The 17832-nt window shown below is 44.4% G+C and carries 11 protein-coding genes and 1 rRNA gene; 5 read left to right on the forward strand and 7 right to left on the reverse strand.

Features of this window, described 5'->3' with window-relative positions:
* The first annotated feature begins 38 nt into the window (after positions 1–38).
* Positions 39–154 (forward strand): 5S ribosomal RNA (gene rrf, locus Q4Q54_RS18015).
* A 260-nt stretch (positions 155–414) separates the two neighbouring features.
* On the opposite strand, the gene Q4Q54_RS18020 is transcribed toward rrf, so the two are convergent.
* The gene (locus Q4Q54_RS18020; protein ID WP_261274028.1) at positions 415–1173 is read right to left on the reverse strand and encodes a DUF2057 domain-containing protein; all 759 of its coding nucleotides are present in this window, start codon (positions 1171–1173) and stop codon (positions 415–417) included.
* A gap of 207 nt (positions 1174–1380) precedes the next feature.
* Positions 1381–3426 (reverse strand): bifunctional 2',3'-cyclic-nucleotide 2'-phosphodiesterase/3'-nucleotidase, encoded by a 2046-nt coding sequence (locus tag Q4Q54_RS18025; protein WP_115334358.1) that lies wholly within the window; start codon positions 3424–3426, stop codon positions 1381–1383.
* Between the two features lie 708 nt (positions 3427–4134).
* Between Q4Q54_RS18025 and Q4Q54_RS18030 the strand changes: the two genes are divergently transcribed.
* A complete protein-coding gene (locus Q4Q54_RS18030) occupies positions 4135–6279 on the forward strand; it encodes a M3 family metallopeptidase (RefSeq protein ID WP_311989176.1) in 2145 nt (714 codons plus the stop codon).
* A gap of 143 nt (positions 6280–6422) precedes the next feature.
* Here the strand turns inward: Q4Q54_RS18030 and Q4Q54_RS18035 are convergent, their stop codons facing one another.
* From Q4Q54_RS18035 to Q4Q54_RS18045, 3 genes are all read right to left on the reverse strand, one after another.
* Positions 6423–6872, reverse strand: coding sequence for an acetyltransferase (locus tag Q4Q54_RS18035; protein WP_012587398.1), 450 nt, complete (start codon positions 6870–6872; stop codon positions 6423–6425).
* Positions 6873–7182: 310 nt separating this feature from the next.
* Complete coding sequence (locus tag Q4Q54_RS18040; RefSeq protein ID WP_012587399.1) at positions 7183–7659, reverse strand: hypothetical protein; 477 nt, start codon at positions 7657–7659, stop codon at positions 7183–7185.
* Between the two features lie 476 nt (positions 7660–8135).
* Positions 8136–10340, reverse strand: coding sequence for a M3 family metallopeptidase (locus Q4Q54_RS18045; protein WP_311989177.1), 2205 nt, complete (start codon positions 10338–10340; stop codon positions 8136–8138).
* A 410-nt stretch (positions 10341–10750) separates the two neighbouring features.
* Between Q4Q54_RS18045 and Q4Q54_RS18050 the strand changes: the two genes are divergently transcribed.
* Positions 10751–12394 (forward strand): dipeptidase, encoded by a 1644-nt coding sequence (locus tag Q4Q54_RS18050; RefSeq protein ID WP_311989178.1) that lies wholly within the window; start codon positions 10751–10753, stop codon positions 12392–12394.
* Positions 12395–12583: 189 nt separating this feature from the next.
* Here the strand turns inward: Q4Q54_RS18050 and Q4Q54_RS18055 are convergent, their stop codons facing one another.
* Positions 12584–12718: a hypothetical protein gene (locus Q4Q54_RS18055; protein WP_259563962.1), complete on the reverse strand. Its 135-nt coding sequence runs from the start codon at positions 12716–12718 to the stop codon at positions 12584–12586.
* Between the two features lie 450 nt (positions 12719–13168).
* On the opposite strand from Q4Q54_RS18055, the gene Q4Q54_RS18060 reads away from it, so the two are divergent.
* Both Q4Q54_RS18060 and Q4Q54_RS18065 read left to right on the forward strand, forming a co-directional pair.
* Positions 13169–13411 (forward strand): hypothetical protein, encoded by a 243-nt coding sequence (locus Q4Q54_RS18060; protein WP_311989179.1) that lies wholly within the window; start codon positions 13169–13171, stop codon positions 13409–13411.
* A 125-nt stretch (positions 13412–13536) separates the two neighbouring features.
* Complete coding sequence (locus tag Q4Q54_RS18065) at positions 13537–15405, forward strand: DUF4365 domain-containing protein (RefSeq protein ID WP_311989180.1); 1869 nt, start codon at positions 13537–13539, stop codon at positions 15403–15405.
* 612 nt (positions 15406–16017) lie between these two features.
* Here the strand turns inward: Q4Q54_RS18065 and ggt are convergent.
* Positions 16018–17757 (reverse strand): gamma-glutamyltransferase, encoded by a 1740-nt coding sequence (gene ggt / locus Q4Q54_RS18070; protein WP_012089519.1) that lies wholly within the window; start codon positions 17755–17757, stop codon positions 16018–16020.
* Positions 17758–17832 lie beyond the last annotated feature (75 nt).

The raw sequence follows: 17832 nt of genomic DNA on the forward strand, positions 1-17832 counted from the left end.
CGTGAGCCAGAGATGGACACGGTAATAAACAGAATTTGCTTGGTGACAATAGCCTTGTGGAACCACCTGATCCCATCCCGAACTCAGAAGTGAAACGCAAACGCGCCGATGGTAGTGTGGGGTCTCCCCATGTGAGAGTAGGTCATCGCCAAGCGCCTAATTATCTCATTGAGATGTAACGAAGCCAGCTGAGTAAGCTGGCTTTTTTGCGTCTGGAATTTACATGTTTTAGCGTTTTTGAAACCGTTTCATTGTTTGAAATAACATTAAGCTGTGAAGTGGGGATGGTTTACTGGGCGCTTTTTTAATGAGCTTAAGTTTTACTAAGTTCTAACTTTACGAACTGAATAGAGTCGCCAGTCCATGTGAGACACTTAGCTGGCGGTCTGAAGTAGATAGCCGAAGCGGTATGGATCACTCTTTATTGATTTTGGCTTTGAAGCTGGCTTTGGTATTGTCGTTAGCTTGTTTGTACCAGTAATCAAGCATTTGACTAATTTCAGCTTGGCTAGGTGTGGTTGTAGATGTCACTGAAGTCGTTGGCTGAGCCTTGTCATTGACCGCTGCGGCAGCTGACGACATCACTGCTGGCGCTATCAAGTTCGTAGATGTGACTACTGCTGTTTGGCGTATTTGTGGTTGGCTTGCTAATACTGGTGCAATGGCGTCGTTTGCTTGTGTTGTCGCGGTATTCATAGTGAGATTTAATGAAGCCGGATGATTGCTAAGGTTGTACTGCAGTATCTCGTGTTCGAAATCCCGTCCCAGTTGGATGCCATTCTTAATCAATTTATCGCTGGTAAAACTCACGGCTTCATCTTGAGCATTTGATAGTGTCAGCTTGGGTGACTCATCAAATTTCTTTGCATCTCTGGCTGAGTTGATGGCGGGAAGGGTCAGGGTAAGTGTTTGTGCTGACGCATCAAAACGGACGATGAGTACGTCGGATAGATAATGCACTGAGTCAGCTTGTTGCCGGTATTGCGCGGCATAGCGAAAGGCTATCTGATTGATACCATCAGCTAAAACGAGGTTGCCACTCTTTACGGCTGGCTTGCCATTGACCGTTAATACTTCAGCATTTTTAGGCAGATTGAGATGAACATCGGCCGTTGCAGGTTGCACTGCAACCAGCATTAACGCGGTGGCACATAAGATTGATTGATATTTCATAAGCTTTCTCTGTTGTTGCGAGGACGCCGCTAAATAATAAGGTAGATATTTGACGACACAAAGCAGGTTTAACCTTTAGTGTGGAGCATGATGTACTAAATGGCGACACGTCGTTTATAGCGCGCAGATTAGCGTTAATTTAATCTGTAGGGAATAAAAAAGGCTCACGAGGAGCCTTTTTGAGCATGATATTTCGGGATTGAACGCTTATTTGGTTAAGTTGATGCTATAAACGGCGAAACCCAGTTCATCCTTGCTGATCTTCTTCATTTCACGTTGTTTATTGGCTTCAATAAAGGCAGCGGCTTTGTCACTGTCTTGGGTTTCGAAGCGAACGTCTAATGTGACGTTGGTCGTGATGGTTTTGAAATCCCAGTTGTAATCGGCACTTGGATTGACCATACCTTCGTACTTACCCGTGGTTTCGTTGTACTGAGATTGCGCTGTGATATAAGCAGCTAGCGCTTCACGGTTAGTATCGGGTAGTTCGAGCACGACGTGGTCGCTACCCGTTCCTGCAAACTTACCACCAAAGGCGCGGTAGTTATTTGAGGCGACGATAAACTCTTTCGCGGCAAATTCTTCACCTGTGATGACTTTACCGTTTTCGTCTTTATAGCTTAAATCAACGATACGGTTCGCATTGGCATTAACGACGGCGCAATCGCGGTCAAACTTACTCGGTTGAGTGACATCAATCTTGTAGGTTAAGCCATCGAGTACGTCGAAGTTATAGGTTGGATGACCATCCCAGTTGATTAACCCTTGTGGGGTGGTTTTTGCTGGGTCGATTTGATTGAACTGGTTGGCTGAGCACTCAAGCCAATCTTTCAATTCGGCGCCCGTCGCTTTGACTGCCACCATAGTGTTGGGATACAGGTACAGATCGGCGGCGTTTTTAAAGGTCAGTGGACCTTTATCGACTTGCACAAATTGATCGGCATCGCTGGTTGTACCGTGGCGACCGCCCGCTTTAAAAGGAGCAGAAGCTGACAGTACTGGCAGCCCTTTTAATGCTGCAGGTAATTTCGCTTTCACGTTAGCGATTTGCGCATCTGAAACGATTTGTACCGTTGGGTCGTCCTGCACTAAGGTAAGGAAGCTATACATGTCCGCCGCGGCGACACCGATAGGTTCATCCACAAAGGCGAGGGTACCTTGGTGCTCGGCTGCGACAGCATCGTGAATAGCAGCATCCGCTTCAACTAATGGGGCTTTATTTGCGCCATCATAGATAGGGCGAGCTTGCGTTTTGGCACTAAGGACATGCCACTTGTCATCTCTACGCTCAAGTTTAAAGTCAACCACCCCTAAGTTATCACCCCAACGACCTGGCATCACTGCGGGAACGCCGTTCAGTAGGCCTTTAGTGACATCGGTATTGGGCAAGTCGGCATACTTAGCATCTGGGAAGATAGAGTGGCTGTGGCCGAATAGAATCGCATCGATACCGTCAACATAAGTCAAAGCGTAAGTGGCGTTTTCAGCCATAGGATCGCCAGGATTTTCTGTCGAACCAATGCCAGAGTGTGGAATGGCGATAATGATATCGGCCCCTTTGGCTTTCATTTCTGGGACATATTTTTTCGCGGTGGTAACGATATCTTCAACCGTCACTTTACCCGTCAGATTTTGCTTATCCCACAATAGAATTTGCGGTGGTACAAAACCAATATAACCAATGTTAATGGTTTGATTATTACCTTCGCTGTCGATAATGATTTTTTGTTTGATGATATAAGGGGTGAATAAATGCTCACCTTTTTTTACTTCTTTCCAGCAACCATTATCGTCGGCGCAATAAACGTTCGAGTTGATATAAGGGAAATCTGCACCACTAATGGATTTATTTAAGAAATCTAAACCATAGTTAAATTCATGATTACCGATATTGCCGACTTCATAATCTAATAGGTTCATGGCTTTATAAGCAGGATGAACATCGCCCATTTGCAGGCCTACTTTGGCCATATAATCGCCCATAGGGCTGCCTTGCAGTAGATCGCCGTTATCAACGAGGACGCTATTCTTGGCTTCGTTGCGTGCAGCGTGGATCAAGCTTGCAGTGCGGGCAAGACCGATTGTGGGATCGTCTTTACCACTGTAGTAGTTGAAATCCATGATATTTGTGTGCAGATCTGTGGTTTCTAGTACCCGTAAATCGGCTTGAACGACTTTGTCGTCATCAGAATTACAGGCGCTGACACCAAGGGCGGCAGTGATCATCACTGCGAGTATTTTCTTATTTAACATAGTTATCTCTATTTATATTTATTTGACCCCAACGCATGTTCCGTCAAGAGCATGCCCATCATCCCGTTAATTCGGCGTCATTTAACTGTTAGGTTAATTTGTCGCTAAGCTAACGAGCGGGAATTATAAAGACATTTGATGATCTGAATGTGACATAAATCGGAGAAAAGCTGTTTCAAATTGTGACTCAGAGTGCGTCTGTCTAAATAATGAGCCATTTGGCCTGTGTATTTGTTACATTGAGGTTTAAATAAGCACAGCAAAAAGTTTATTAAGAAGAATTAATATTTGTTATAGAAACGGTGTTTTATTTGCTTATGCTGCTTTCTATGTTGAGAATATTTGGCTTAAAAAATCCAATTGGATTGTTTTAAATAATTCTTTTTAAATTGAATTTTAGCTAATCCTCATCATTTCTGCTTGCAAGCGCTTAACACTGATTGCAGCGCCTTAGGTGTAGCTAAGCATTGGCATAGGCACATTCGGACTCGAAATACACATAAAGTGATACAAATTAGCGCCGCAGTGGCGGGGTAAAACTTGGCTGAAATGCGCGTAACTTGTTAAGGTAGTTCATCGAAATTAACGACCGTAGCAACAAGCGTTCGTTGACTCAGACTGTTTTAAACTGAAAGCCAAAATCCGTTAGCGCGCACCTTTCACCTTAAAAATACAAACGAAAGGGCAGCAACATCCAAGGGAGTTAATATGCGTAAGTCCGTTATAACTACAGCCGTGGCCGCGGCTTTGTTACTTGGCGCTTGTTCAGACAAGCCAGCCGCCAGTACCAATGAAGCCAAAAATGCCGTAGCGACTCAAACCGCTGCTAAAGCAGAAGCAACCAATGTGTTGCTGAGCAAGAGTCCACTGCAGGATCAAGCGCCACAATTTAACCTTATCCATACGGCAGATTATGCTCCTGCCTTCGAGCAAGGCATTAAAGCCCATGATGCTGAAATCGCTGCCATTGTGAATAACAAGCAAGCGGCCAGTTTTGACAACACCATTCTGGCGATGGAAACCTCGGGTGAATTATTAACGCGGGTGTCGCGGACCTTCTTTAATCTCGCCGGTCTGATTTCTGATGATGATTTCCAGAAAACCGAAGCAGATCTTGCACCTAAGCTATCTGCCCATCGCGATAATATTTATCTCGATCCAACGTTATTTGCCCGTGTTGAAGCGGTATATCAACAAAAAAGCAGCTTAAATGCGGAAGATCAGCGTTTAGTTGAATACTACTATGAGCAGTTTGTTCGCGCTGGCGCGAAATTGTCGGCTGAAGATAAAGCTAAAATGCGCGACTTTAACGCCGAGCTTGCAACCTTAGCGACGGACTTTTCACAAAACAGCTTAAAATCATTTAAAGATGATGTGATTGTTGTGACCGATAAAACCCAGTTAGCCGGTTTATCTGACAGCGAAATCGCCACCTTAGCCGCAGCGGCCAAAGCTGCTGGAAAAGAGGGCTATTTGATTACCTTAGTGAACACGACTCGCCAGCCTGTACTTTCTAGCCTGAGCAACCGTGAACTACGCCAAAAAGTGTGGGAAACCTCGGCGCACAGAGCTGTTGAAACCAATGGCCCATTGATTGTTAAAATGGCGCAAATTCGGGCTAAAAAAGCTAACTTATTGGGATTCGATACTTGGGCATCCTATGCGGTTGCCGATCAAATGGCGAAAACTCCTGCCGCTGTGTATGAAATCCTCGATGATTTAGCGCCAAAAGCCTTAGCACGTGCCAAAGTGGAAGCGGCTGATATTCAAGCCGAAATCAAAAAGGCGGGCGGTGATTTCGAACTGCAACCTTGGGATTGGGCTTACTACGCCGACAAAGTGCGTAAAGAGAAATACGATCTCGACGAAAGCAGCATCAAGCCTTATTTCGAGTTTAATACTGTGCTGCAAGACGGGCTGTTTTTCGCTATGCATAAACTGTATGGCATCAGCTTAAAAGCGCGTACCGATTTACCCGTGTGGAATCCCGATGTCTTAGCCTTTGAAGTCTTCGATAAAGACAACAGCTCTATTGGCTTATTCTACCTTGACCCTTATGCCCGTGAAGGCAAAGGCGGCGGCGCGTGGATGGATGAGTTCGTCACCCAAAGCGGTCTGCTTGGCACTAAGCCCGTTGTTTATAACGCGCTGAATATTCCTAAGCCAGCCGATGGCCCAACGTTAATGACCTTCGATGAAGTGACGACTATGTTCCATGAAATGGGTCATGCGGTTCACGGTTTATTCTCGCAGGTGAAATACCCAAGCGTGGCTGGCACATCAACCGCACGTGACTTTGTTGAGTTCCCATCCCAGGTTAACGAAGATTGGAATATCGATCCTGCTGTGATTGCTAACTATGCCAAACACTACAAGACGGGTGAGCCAATTCCTAAGGCACTGCTTGATAAAATCTTAGCCTCAAATAAGTTTGGCCAAGGTTTTGATACCGTTGAGTATCTGTCAGCTGCCTTGTTAGATATGGAATGGCACTCTATCAGCGCCGATACTCAAATTAGCGATGTAGAGAAGTTTGAGCACCAAGTGTTAGCTAAACACGGCCTCGATTTTGCGCCAATTCCCCCGCGTTATAAATCGAGCTACTTTAGCCATGCCTTCTCCGGTGGTTATTCAGCTGGATATTACGCGTATTTGTGGACCGAAGTGTTTGCCGCCGATGCCTTTGCCTACATGGGCGAGCATGGTGGATTGAAAGCCGATAATGGTGACAAATTCCGTAAGGAAGTCTTATCTAAAGGTAATAGTGAAGATCTCATGCAAGATTACATTCACTTTACCGGTAAAAAACCGACAACAGATGCACTGTTAAAGCGCCGCGGTTTAGTCGACTAATCGATTCGTTGTAAAAAGGCCCAAAGGCTTGTTAGGGAAACCTAGCAAGCCTTTTTTATTGACGTCGGGGCGGATTTATTCATCATTTTTGTTTCCGCTGGATACTCTCCAACCCTATTCTCATCGATTGAATCAGAATACATCTACAATCCCTCAATGGAATATAACGCCATATGCAACAACGGATAAGGTTTACCCTGTCCATCAACGGGTGAGCGACCCGTTACTGAAAAACCAATATGTTGGTAAAAACCTAATGCTTGTTGATTCTGCTCATTAACATCCACCTTTGTGGCTCCCAGTTCTTTAATGGCATGTGTCGCTAGCATGGAACCAATACCTTTTCCGCGCGCGTCAGGTGAGATGAACAGCATTTCAATATTGCCATCATGTACCCCGCAGAATCCGAGTATTTCTCCATTGTCATTTTTAGCGCACTTTAAGTGAACGGCATCAAAATACTGTTCGAGGATCAGCGGCTTTAATTGTTGTAGATCTTCTTCTGCTAAAAAGTCATGGGTTGCTCTTACCGATGCTTCCCAAATATCGAGCAGACTAAGATGATCTGCTTTTTCTACCATCTCAATATTCATCATATAACTCTATTGAAGATTTAATGTCGCCTAAGCGGTGAATTAAAGTGGGTTAACATGTGAAGCGGAAACGTACCAACCTTTACGAATCCGCCTTTAAAAAGGATATGATTACGGATGAGATCCGTAGTAACCTTGTCGACAATTATGATAGAAAATTTATGTTTTTCAAAATTTATCTGACATCGACACCTAATTGCTTATCGTCACCCATTATATTTTTTGGTTATATTATGGCGTGTTGTTAATGTTTTCTAATGATAAATATACTTAAACTAATATTAGATAATAGAGCTTGTATTTACTGTGCTTACTTAAATATTCGTTTTGCTAAGCTTTGTCTAAACACGATTGGATCCTTGCGTAGAGTTTCGTAAAAGGCAAGGAAGGTTAAATATTTAGCAGACGACATTAACCAGTTCGCTAATAACGGAAAAATAACAAAGCAGAGAAAAATCCAGGTTTGTTTGTGTTCAAGTACTAATAAAAACAGTAAGTAACAAATGAGTTGAAAATAGACGTTTATTTTATTGATTTTAACTGCTCGAGGTCTACCTCGTATAATTAATACGTTTGGTATAACAATACTCAGGGTCATGATCACTATACTTGATGCGAAAAGGATACCAAACTCTTCGTGTGTTAATTTACCGAATAGCGTTTCAATCGTAAGGAAAAGTAAAGGGCCGATCGCTCCCGCGCCAAACATAAGGAACATGATGACTGCAATACCAACGACAAACACGCCGATAGATAAGTCATGTTTCTCAAAAAAATTATCTGACATAGACTCTGAATTCCTTATAGCTGACTATTGTTAGGTTGTTGATTTTCCACCTGTACGCCTTATTGCGAAGGCTAAAGCTGGTACTTACTGTATCTTTACATTCTCGTAATATTAATCGAATGGGATATTAGTGGCATAAAGGAATCATAGGGAATATTCATAGTCTATAAAAACCACTTCGGCACCAATTGTATTTGGGTCAGCATCCAGAGCTTTGAATATTCGAGTGGTATTGAGTTCGTTCTGTAATCGCAGTGTGAGAAGTTTTTCTTTATTTGCTTGAAATGGAGAGCTTAGTAGGGCATTAGACATAATCATTTCCATTGATAATTTTAAAAATATCCTTATATGCGGCAACACAGTACTAAAATATTCAGCCAATTAATAGGTTATTGTATAAGTTGCTGAATAAAATTATAAGAAAACGGGAGCCAAAGCTCCCGTTGTTTATCTTGCCTTTGGCAAATGATTAGCGATTACTCGGCCAGTAATCCGCGGCTACGCAGCAGCGGCTCTATGCCGGCTTCTTTACCGCGGAAGTTTTTATACATCAGCATAGGATCATCGCTGCCGCCTTTCGACAGGATATTGTTACGGAAGGAATCCGCAGTGGCCTTGTCGAAAATGCCGTTTTCTTTAAAGGCTTCGAAAGCATCCGCGCCTAAAATATCCGACCACAGGTAGCTGTAGTAGCCTGCTGAATAACCGCCCGCGAAAATATGCGAGAAATAAGTGCTGCGATAGCGTGGGCTAATTTCTTCAATCAGTCCCATTGCCGCTAACGAGTCCGCTTCAAACTTGGCCGCATCCTTTGGCGTGGTGTCGGTTAATGTGTGCCAATCTAAATCGAGCTTAGTGGCCGCCATGTATTCAACGGTGGCAAAGCCTTGGTTGAACTTGCTGGCCGCTTGGATTTTCTTCACTAGCTCTTGCGGGATCACTTCGCCGGTTTTGTAGTGCTTGGCAAATTGGGCTAACACTTCTGGCTGAGTCATCCAGTTTTCATTCACTTGCGATGGGAACTCAACGTAATCGCGAGGTACGGCGGTGCCACCCTGTGAGCGATATTCCACGTTTGATAACATGCCGTGTAGGGCGTGGCCAAATTCGTGGAATAGGGTGCTGGCTTCATCGAAGGTCAGCAGCGCTGGCTCATTGCCCGCTGGGCGAGGGTAGTTCAATACGTTAACAATAATAGGTTTAGAATCAACGCCATTCATATTGTATTGTTTGCGGAAGGAATTCATCCAAGCGCCGCCACGTTTGCTGTCGCGGGTGAAATAGTCACCCATAAAGATGGCCATCAGCTTGCCGTCTTTATCGTAAACTTCCCAAGTACGGACTTCGGCATTGTATTTGGGTAAGTCGGTACGTTCTTTAAAGGTCAAACCGTACAAACGGTTAGCCGTGTAGAACACGCCTTTTAATGTACTGTCGAGTGAGAAATACGGTCGGGTTTGTTGCTCGTTAAAGCTGTACTTAGCGACACGAATTTTGTCGGCGTAGTAATCCCAGTCCCACGCTTGCAGCTTAAATTTGCCACCTTGCGCGTCGATCATGGCTTGCATATCAGCCACTTCGGTTTTGGCTTGGGCCAATGCTGCTGGCCATACCTTGTTGAGCAAGCCGTAAACGTTTTCTGGCGTTTTAGCCGTGCGTTCTTCTAACACGAAATCCGCATGGGTTTTATAGCCCATCAGTTGAGCACGTTCTGCACGCAGGGCAGCAATCTTCGCGAGGATAATCTTGTTATCGTTGGCGTTATTGTTGTTACCGCGCTCGATATAACCTTTGTAGAGTTTTTCACGTAACTGGCGGTTATCGGCATAGGTTAAAAAAGGCGTGATAGAAGGGCGAGAAGTGGTGAATACCCACTTGCCTTCATGGCCACGTTTTTTCGCGGTTTCAAAGGCGGTCGCAATCACATCTGCGGGTAAACCGGCGAGATCGGCTTTGCTATCAACCACTAATTCGAAGGCATTGGTTTCGGCTAATAGATTGTCACCAAAGGCTAAATTGAGTTTACCGATTTCTTCGTTCAATGCGCGCAGTTTGGTTTTATCTTGCTCGCTTAAGTTAGCGCCGCCACGGGTGAAAGATTTATAGGTATCTTCCAATAATTTGGCTTGGGCCGTGCTGAGTTTTAGGCTGTCTTTCGCGTCGTGAACGGCTTTGACTTTTTGAAACAGTTTGTCATTGAGCAGGATATCGTCTTCGGCCGACGATAGCATAGGCGACACTTCTTTGGAGAGTGCTTGCAATGCTGGCGTAGTATCGGCGCCTGTCAGGTTAAAGAAGACGTTAGAAACGCGGGTCACTAGATCGCCAGAAAACTCCATGGCCTCAATGGTATTGGCGAAGGTGGGTTTAGCTTTATTATCAACAATCGCTTGAATTTGCTCGTGTTGCTGAGCTACGCCCGCTTTAAAAGCTGGGAGGAAATGCTCTGGCTTGATGTTATCAAAGGCCGGTATTTCCATAAACGTATCATAGGGTTTAAAGAATGGATTGGTCGCATTCTGACTGATAATCTGTGCTGACACGGCATTGGGCGCCGCGTTGGCTTGAACACTGGCTTCGGGTTGTTGTGTGCTACAAGCGCCCAAAGTTAAGGCTAAAGCGATGGCACTTAGCGTGAGCTTAGCCGTGCGGGCTTGCGGTTTAAGGGTTAGTCCCTTCATTATTTGTTCCCCGTTAGGTCGATTATTGTTATGGGTGATTGTTTGATGATGGCCATGGATTTCAGCAAAAATTGAAGTCTACGCGCGGCTAAAACCATTAATTTATCTTAATGTGACTGTTTAACATGTATCGGACTAGGGGTTCCATCGATTTTGTGTTTAGTTTGTAACAAATGTTTTGTTTCAGGCTTTTAAGCAAAATAATATGGCAAACTGGCTGCGGATGATATCGCGTCTCGGTGCGCTTTCTTGGCAAGGTCATGGGTCAAGGCTGTAGTCGAAGATAATAGCCGCAAACACATCGCAGATGATTGGTGTAAGCCACACCTTGCACTAAACCAGCTTAATCCATTTTCAACCGTCTCTTGCAGTACGGTCCTAAAACACGAATAACAATAATAGGATCTTCTATGTCTCAATCTGGTATTCAACATGCTCGCGTGCGCCGAGCGTTATCCTTGGCATTACTGACTGCGTCCAGCTGGGTTATGCCGCAGTGTATTGCAGCGCCAGCAACAACAACGGCTCAAACAAACGTCCTCCAGTTAAGCCAAAATGCACTAAAGGTCGCCGATTATGCGGTCGCAAAATACGATGCGGCTATGGTGCAGAGTTTGACTCAGTTGGTGAGTTTTAATACCCAAGCGGTTGAAGGGCAAACGCCAGATACCAATCCCGCCTTTGTAGGCTTTAAGTCGAGTTTGAAACAACTCAGTCAGGAGCTCGGGTTAGATTATGCCGATCATGGCTATGTGGTGTTGATTGGCTTAGATGCCAATTCGGCTGTAAACAATGAATCTAAAAAGTTAGGCATAGTCACCCACGGCGATGTGCAACCAGCTAATCCTGCCTTGTGGGCGCAGAGCCCTTATCTGCTTGATACTCAATCGGAACCTGGCAAACTGATTGGCCGCGGCACAGAGGATGACAAGGGCGCCATTGTCACTGCCATGTATGCGATGAAGGCGATTAAAGATAAACACATTAAGCGAGATAGACGCATTGAACTCTTGGTTTATCTTGCTGAAGAGTCCGACTGGGAACCACTGAAAACCTTTTTAGCCAGCTACACGCCAGCGGATATGAACATTACTATCGATGCCGAATACCCCGTGGTCACCGCCGAGAAAGGCTGGAGCAAGATTACCTTTACAGTGCCCAATATTACGATCTCCAATATAGAAGCGAAAGCAGAGGCTTCAACCCAAACTCCCACGTTAACGGCTTTCTCTGGCGGCTATTTTGCCAGCCAAGTACCGCAGCAGGCCGAGGCGGAAATTGAGGCGGTTTCACCCGCATTACTGACAAAGTTACAGACCAGAGCCGCCGCGCAGCAGGGGATGAAATATCGTTTTGAAAACCATTGCGTCGATAAACAGTGCAACTTGCATATCTTTGCCGACGGTAAAGCCGCCCATTCATCCACTCCTGAAGATGGAGTGAATGCTGTGACCCATTTGGCGGCATTGTTAAGTCCCGAATTGAATGATAAACCTTGGCCGAAAACTAGCGCCTCCTTAACTGTCGCCGCCATGAACGAGCTGGTGGGTTTAGGGATTTATGCTGAGCAGTTTGGTGACTTAGCTTATAAAGATGATTTTATGGGACCGCTGACCTTAGCCCCAACTGTAGTGGTGCAAACGCAGAAGGGCACTGAGGTGACTATTAACTTACGCCGTCCCGTCGGTAAAACACCGGAGTTACTCGCTAAGCAAGCCCGTGAAGCCTTAGCCCTGTGGCAGGATAAATACCAAGTGCAGCTAGCTGATATCGAAAGTTATTGGGGCGAGCCTATGGTGATGAAAGATGCGCCGCAGCAACAAACCCTACTTGATGTTTTTGCCCACTTCACTGGCATAGTCGACCCTAAACCCGTTGCAATAGGCGGCTCAACCAACAGTAAATTATTTCCCAACGCCTTAAGTTTTGGCCCAGCCATGCCGGGCGTGGAATACACTGGCCATACCGAAAAAGAGTTCATCACCCATAAGCAATTTATGCTGAATCTAAAAATGTACACCGCAGCGTTTATCGAGCTATCGGCGGCGAAATAGTGATCTTTGTTAAAGTGATTGTGCAATGGCATAAAAGTGTAGGGAGCAATAAAGTCTGATATCAAGTATTAAGCCAAGCATTAAGGGTTAATAGAACAATGGCGGTTAAATCTTAGATTTCCGCCATTCCAATTTGAAATGCTCAAAAGCTCAAAAGCTCAAAAGCTCAAAAGCTCAAAAGCTAGTGAGTTATATCGTCAGTTGTGCTGCATGAATTGTCATTGTTTCCCCTGTGACTCGCCATAAACTCGTCCCTGAGGGCTCGACGACGGCATCCATGCCGCCAACGGTCACAGTTGCAACAATGCCAATCTTAACTAACACTTTTGCTGTTCGTTTAGCTAAAAAGATATTGCCCCATTCCGTGTTTCGGCTCGTTAGCTCAATCGAAAATTCCCACTCCTACTACCATACAAATTCTTATCTATTTGCCTATATTTGGCCTTACCATAAATCGACTAATAATGTATGGGTATACAGTCATATTTAAATTTAGGTATTTTTTATGATTTTAAGACAGGATTAGTGCGCACTAATTCCATCCGAAACAAGTAAAACCACATAAAATCAATTAACTATCGAGGCTGACTTTTAGTTAATAGGTTTGGAAAACGCGCATGCGCGTTTTTCCAGATGGTGTATTTGGAAGAAAGCTGATAAGTTCTTTGCATACAGATAGTTAACCGTGCGCGTTTCACTGGTCCAACGAGATAAACGCGCATGCGCACGAATAAAATGTTAACTTAAATATGATCCTTGAATCGAGATAAGCGGATGAATAATGTTGTAACACTCAAATACCTAAATTATGTTCCGGGCGGAAAAACAGATATTTACGATAGCCTGTGCCTAGACTCCAGCACAGGTGAGCTGTTCCTGCGATTTGAGCGCTCCAGCAATAATAGCGGTGGGGATCAGTCAGACGAAAGGGTGCAACTTTCCTTAGCTAAAGTATCCCATCCAAAATACTTCAGAGAGGCCATTGCCTTCCTAGAAAGCATGCGTGACAAAAGTTAACAAGCGTAACCAGGTCGAAATTTATTCCGGCGCCCGTTTTGTGCCGAAAAAGCCTGGCACAAAACAATCGCCTCCATAAATTCGCCTGTTACGGGCGTTAGTTTTCCCCATAATCAGGACAATAAATGACAAACCCACCACACCGACCTGTAAGTCACATAATAGGAGATGTTGGTCAGACTCATGTAGCTTTGCAATTTAAAGAATGGGGCTGGACTGCAGATATAGTTTCGAGTGATTATGGTGAAGATTTAATCTGTGATATTTTTAGCAACAATAGGAAAACGTCATTTGGTTTTCGGTGTCAAGTAAAGTCAACCCTGTCCGAAAAAGGACAAGTAAGAAAACTAAAAAATGGTGAATTCAGTGTATCAGTAAGTTCTTCCACTTGCCTCTCATGGGCAAATTCTTACTTTCCCATCGTTATCGCAATCTATGATGCTGCTAGCAAAAAAATATACTGGCAAGATGTAAGCGCACAAGCGAGAGAAAAATTAATTGGTCTCATTCATAAAACCACCTCATTTAGGGTTGGGAAAAATGAGCTTCATCAAAGTAGGGAAGAGTTGGAAAGAAAAGTAGTGGGATTCTACTCAAAGCTACTATCTATAGAGTCCCCCGTTTTCACTTGTAATATATTTCCCGTGCTAATGCCATTTTTCAGATCTATAAATTCTCTTGATTTGTTGCGTCATGTATCAGATATAAAATTCAATCAAACACTATTAACAGTAGAGCACTTTCCTTATGAGCAAATGCCATCTTGGATTACTTCAATAAAATCCTTAAATGGTGAATACATCGCTGGCTGGAGAGTTAAGTCTGATGTTGATACGTTAGTAGAGTTCTTTAATGAAATTAGCACAATACTAAGTAATATCGAATATCCAACTAAAGCCACAGAGTGGTTGTCGTTTATAGTTTCTCCGGTAGACCTTTGTGAAAAAATATCTGAAGACAACCCAATGTTGCAGTTTTGGAACAAAAAGTTAACTGATTGGAGTTGTTACAATTTAATTGATGGTGCTTGCAATTTGGATGATGAACATGCATTTTTGCTACCTTCGTCGTATAGAAATCAAATTGCCCGACATTCGAGAAGTTGGGACGGATATTTTAACATTGATACTGAGTTTGATTTAGCAGTCCAAGTAATTGCTGGTACGATAACCACTCCTGTATTTAGAGAGGCTATAGGCTATCAAAGGCAGCAAATTATAGGGAAGTTCAAGCCTTGGCAATGTAAAACTCATGAGACTGATTTGCTTTTTGAAAAACTATCTTCTGTGAGCTTGACATTCAAGGCGGTTGAATGTGAGTCCATTCCTGCGACAGAGGGCGATATAATAGGAATTATTACAGTTCCTATGTTTGAGCCTGAATTAGGTTTAATTCCTCAGACAGACATATGGGATGAATTTGAGTGTGGGGTTGTTGATTTTAGGCTTAATGAAAGTGGTTTGAATGAAGTTATTCCTGGTGAAGACGGACCTCAAGAAATAATAAAGTTTATTTTGAGCTTTTTTGAAGGGGTTAGCGAACCAGCTCCTGACTTCGTTACGGTATTAGCACCCGATCATATTGCAGGAATGCCAATTAACCACGAAGAGCGTAAAATAATATTTCAACGAATGCTCCATAAAATTGAAGGTAAGGATAGGGAGTTACTCGAGCTGAGTTATGCCCTAAAATATAATTTATCAAATTACTTTGAAAAAGAAGTAAAAAAAATGGATGTTCATATTGAGCCAATTGACTATTATGGGGATAAATTAATATCAATATCAATATTGTTAACTCCTGCTACTTCTATTTCGAGTAAGATCTTTGTGAGTAGTAATAGAAGAGTAATCTCAGAAGCCCTAGATGATATCCTTTTTCCGTTTCTGCATTATTTTTCAGGTATGAAGACACAAGAAATAATAAGGCGCTATGGTGAGATTTATTTTGAAGGGGACGAGGTATGGAGATTCGACAGTCATAAGAAAGTTTAATGATAGCCTTTAAAACTAACAAGAAAATTCAGGTGACGCCCGGGCGCACCTGCTTTAAGCGTTAACCCATAGAAATTTTTATTCGAAACAGACGCGTTAGAGTTAAGGCTTTAACACGAAAATGTCCAAAAGCGTGCTGGGTATCTCCTTCATACAGACAGGTTACGCTAATGGCCGAAAGGTGAGCCATGGTAATTAGCGAGACGACCGTCCGCCCCATGGACGGGGCGGTCGAGCATCCAAGGACGGACTAGCTGCGTGTCGGAGAGTGAATGCCATGGCAAGCCTATATGATTGGATACCAGCCAACGCTACGATCCCAACGACTGAAATAACAGGCCACCCAGTACAGTTTGCTTAAACTATTAGGTCTAAAAGTCAGCTATGTTCAGTACGATTACTTGTTGCAACACAATAAAAAGCCCTGCTTATACAGTGATGTATAGCAGGGCTTTTATAATCGAGAGTTTGTATTCGTTTCAGGGTTTATGACCTAGTTCGAATAGGTCATAAATCCTTTTATCTCATTTACCTATCTCTCTCACTCACTCATCTCTTTACACTCATCTCTTTACACTCATCTATTTCAGTAACATTGGCATCATGGAGATGCTAGTAGCCGATGGCTTCGCTACCCGAGTGGCGTGGATCAGACGCGCCAAAAATTCCTTGTTCGGTCACCATGATTGATTGTGTACTGCCCATAGCGGACTGTACTTTCACTTTGTGGCCTTTGGCTTCGAGCAGGGAAATGGTATCGCGGTTTAAGCTGGATTCGACTCGTAGCTCATCGGGCAGCCATTGATGGTGTACCCGCGCTGCATTACTGGCTTCGGCGATGTTTAATCCATGGTCGATCACATTCATGATGATCTGCAGTGTGGTGGTGATAATGCGTGAGCCGCCCGGGCTACCAGTGACGAGGAAGGGCTTGCCATCCTTCATCACTATTGTTGGGCTCATGGAGCTCAATGGGCGCTTATTGCCTTCGACCGCATTGGCATCACCGCCAACTAAACCGTAGCCGTTTGGCACGCCGGGTTTGGCCGAGAAATCATCCATCTCGTTATTGAGCAAAATGCCAGTTCCTTTGGCCACTAAACCTGAGCCGTAGCTGAAGTTTAAGGTGTAAGTGTTTGAAACTGCATTGCCCCATTTGTCCACTACCGAGAAGTGAGTGGTTTGGTCGCTCTCATAGGGCGCGAGTTTACCTGGCTTGATTTCGGCGCTTGGCGTTGTTTTATTCATCGCGATTTGGCTGGCGATTTTTTGGGCGTAGTCCTTACTGGTTAAGGCTTTGACGGGCACCTTATAAAAGTCGGGATCGCCTAAGTATTCGCTGCGATCGGCATAGGCGTGCTTCATGGTTTCTGCCATCAGATGAATCGTCTGCGCCGTATTGTGGCCGAGTTTATCAATTGGGAATTGTTGCAACACATTGAGCATTTCTATGATGTGCACGCCGCCCGATGATGGTGGTGGCATAGACACAACCTCGTAGCCACGGTATTCGCCACGTACGGGTTCACGTTCCACAACCTTATAATTTTTAAGGTCGTCTAAGGTCATAATGCCGCCAGCGTCTTTCACCGCATTGATGAGTTTAGTGGCGGTTTCACCTTCGTAGAATCCTTTGGTGCCTTTTTCAGCGATCAGACTTAATGAATGGGCAAGCTCAGGTTGTTTAAGAATATCATCAACTTGATAATCGCTGCCGTCGGCTTTGTAGAAGATAGCAGCCGTGGTTGGCCATTGGGTCATGCGGCGTTTTAGGCCTGCAAGGGATTCGGCAAGATCTGGCGTGACGCTAATGCCTTCCTGCGCCATTTTAATTGCGGGCGCGGCGACTTGGGCGAGTGTCATAGTGCCATATTTTTCAAGAGCTAAGCTCATGCCCATGACTGTACCAGGGACACCTACAGCAAGGCCGTGTTCGCGGCTCAGCTTTTCCACTGCATCGCCATTTTCATCGAGGAAAATATCTTTTTTGGCTTTAGATGGCGCCATTTCACGGTAATCGATTGCGATGGTTTTGTTTTCTTTGGCAATATGCACCAACATAAAACCGCCGCCACCGATATTACCAGCGCGCGGTAAAGTGACTGCCAAACTAAAAGCCACGGCCACGGCCGCATCAACCGCATTGCCGCCTTGCTTTAGGATCTCAACGCCAGTGCGACTGGCGAGTGTTTCTTGGCTGGCAACCATGCCATGCTTGGCCCACACAGGTTGTGCTGTGGCCATCTGGCTGAAAATTGACGATTCTTCGGCAAGCAGACTGGGTGATGATAGTAGGGGAAGCGCCATGGCAATGGCGAGAATAAGAGGTCTAAAAGGTCTTGTTGGACGCATACTCAATCCTGAATTTATTTTCATTATGGCTATGCAATGTGCCGAGAATTAGGCTTAATTGCAACCTTGTATATT

This window comes from Shewanella sp. SP2S2-4 (assembly GCF_031932025.1).
In the GTDB taxonomy this organism is placed as follows: domain Bacteria; phylum Pseudomonadota; class Gammaproteobacteria; order Enterobacterales; family Shewanellaceae; genus Shewanella; species Shewanella baltica.

Coding starts and splice junctions, on each gene's coding strand:
- Q4Q54_RS18020 (WP_261274028.1), bottom strand. CDS start 1,173: ATGAAATATCAATCAATCTTATGTGCCACCGCGTTAATGCTGGTTGCA.
- Q4Q54_RS18025 (WP_115334358.1), bottom strand. CDS start 3,426: ATGTTAAATAAGAAAATACTCGCAGTGATGATCACTGCCGCCCTTGGT.
- Q4Q54_RS18030 (WP_311989176.1), top strand. CDS start 4,135: ATGCGTAAGTCCGTTATAACTACAGCCGTGGCCGCGGCTTTGTTACTT.
- Q4Q54_RS18035 (WP_012587398.1), bottom strand. CDS start 6,872: ATGAATATTGAGATGGTAGAAAAAGCAGATCATCTTAGTCTGCTCGAT.
- Q4Q54_RS18040 (WP_012587399.1), bottom strand. CDS start 7,659: ATGTCAGATAATTTTTTTGAGAAACATGACTTATCTATCGGCGTGTTT.
- Q4Q54_RS18045 (WP_311989177.1), bottom strand. CDS start 10,340: ATGAAGGGACTAACCCTTAAACCGCAAGCCCGCACGGCTAAGCTCACG.
- Q4Q54_RS18050 (WP_311989178.1), top strand. CDS start 10,751: ATGTCTCAATCTGGTATTCAACATGCTCGCGTGCGCCGAGCGTTATCC.
- Q4Q54_RS18060 (WP_311989179.1), top strand. CDS start 13,169: ATGAATAATGTTGTAACACTCAAATACCTAAATTATGTTCCGGGCGGA.
- Q4Q54_RS18065 (WP_311989180.1), top strand. CDS start 13,537: ATGACAAACCCACCACACCGACCTGTAAGTCACATAATAGGAGATGTT.
- ggt (WP_012089519.1), bottom strand. CDS start 17,757: ATGCGTCCAACAAGACCTTTTAGACCTCTTATTCTCGCCATTGCCATG.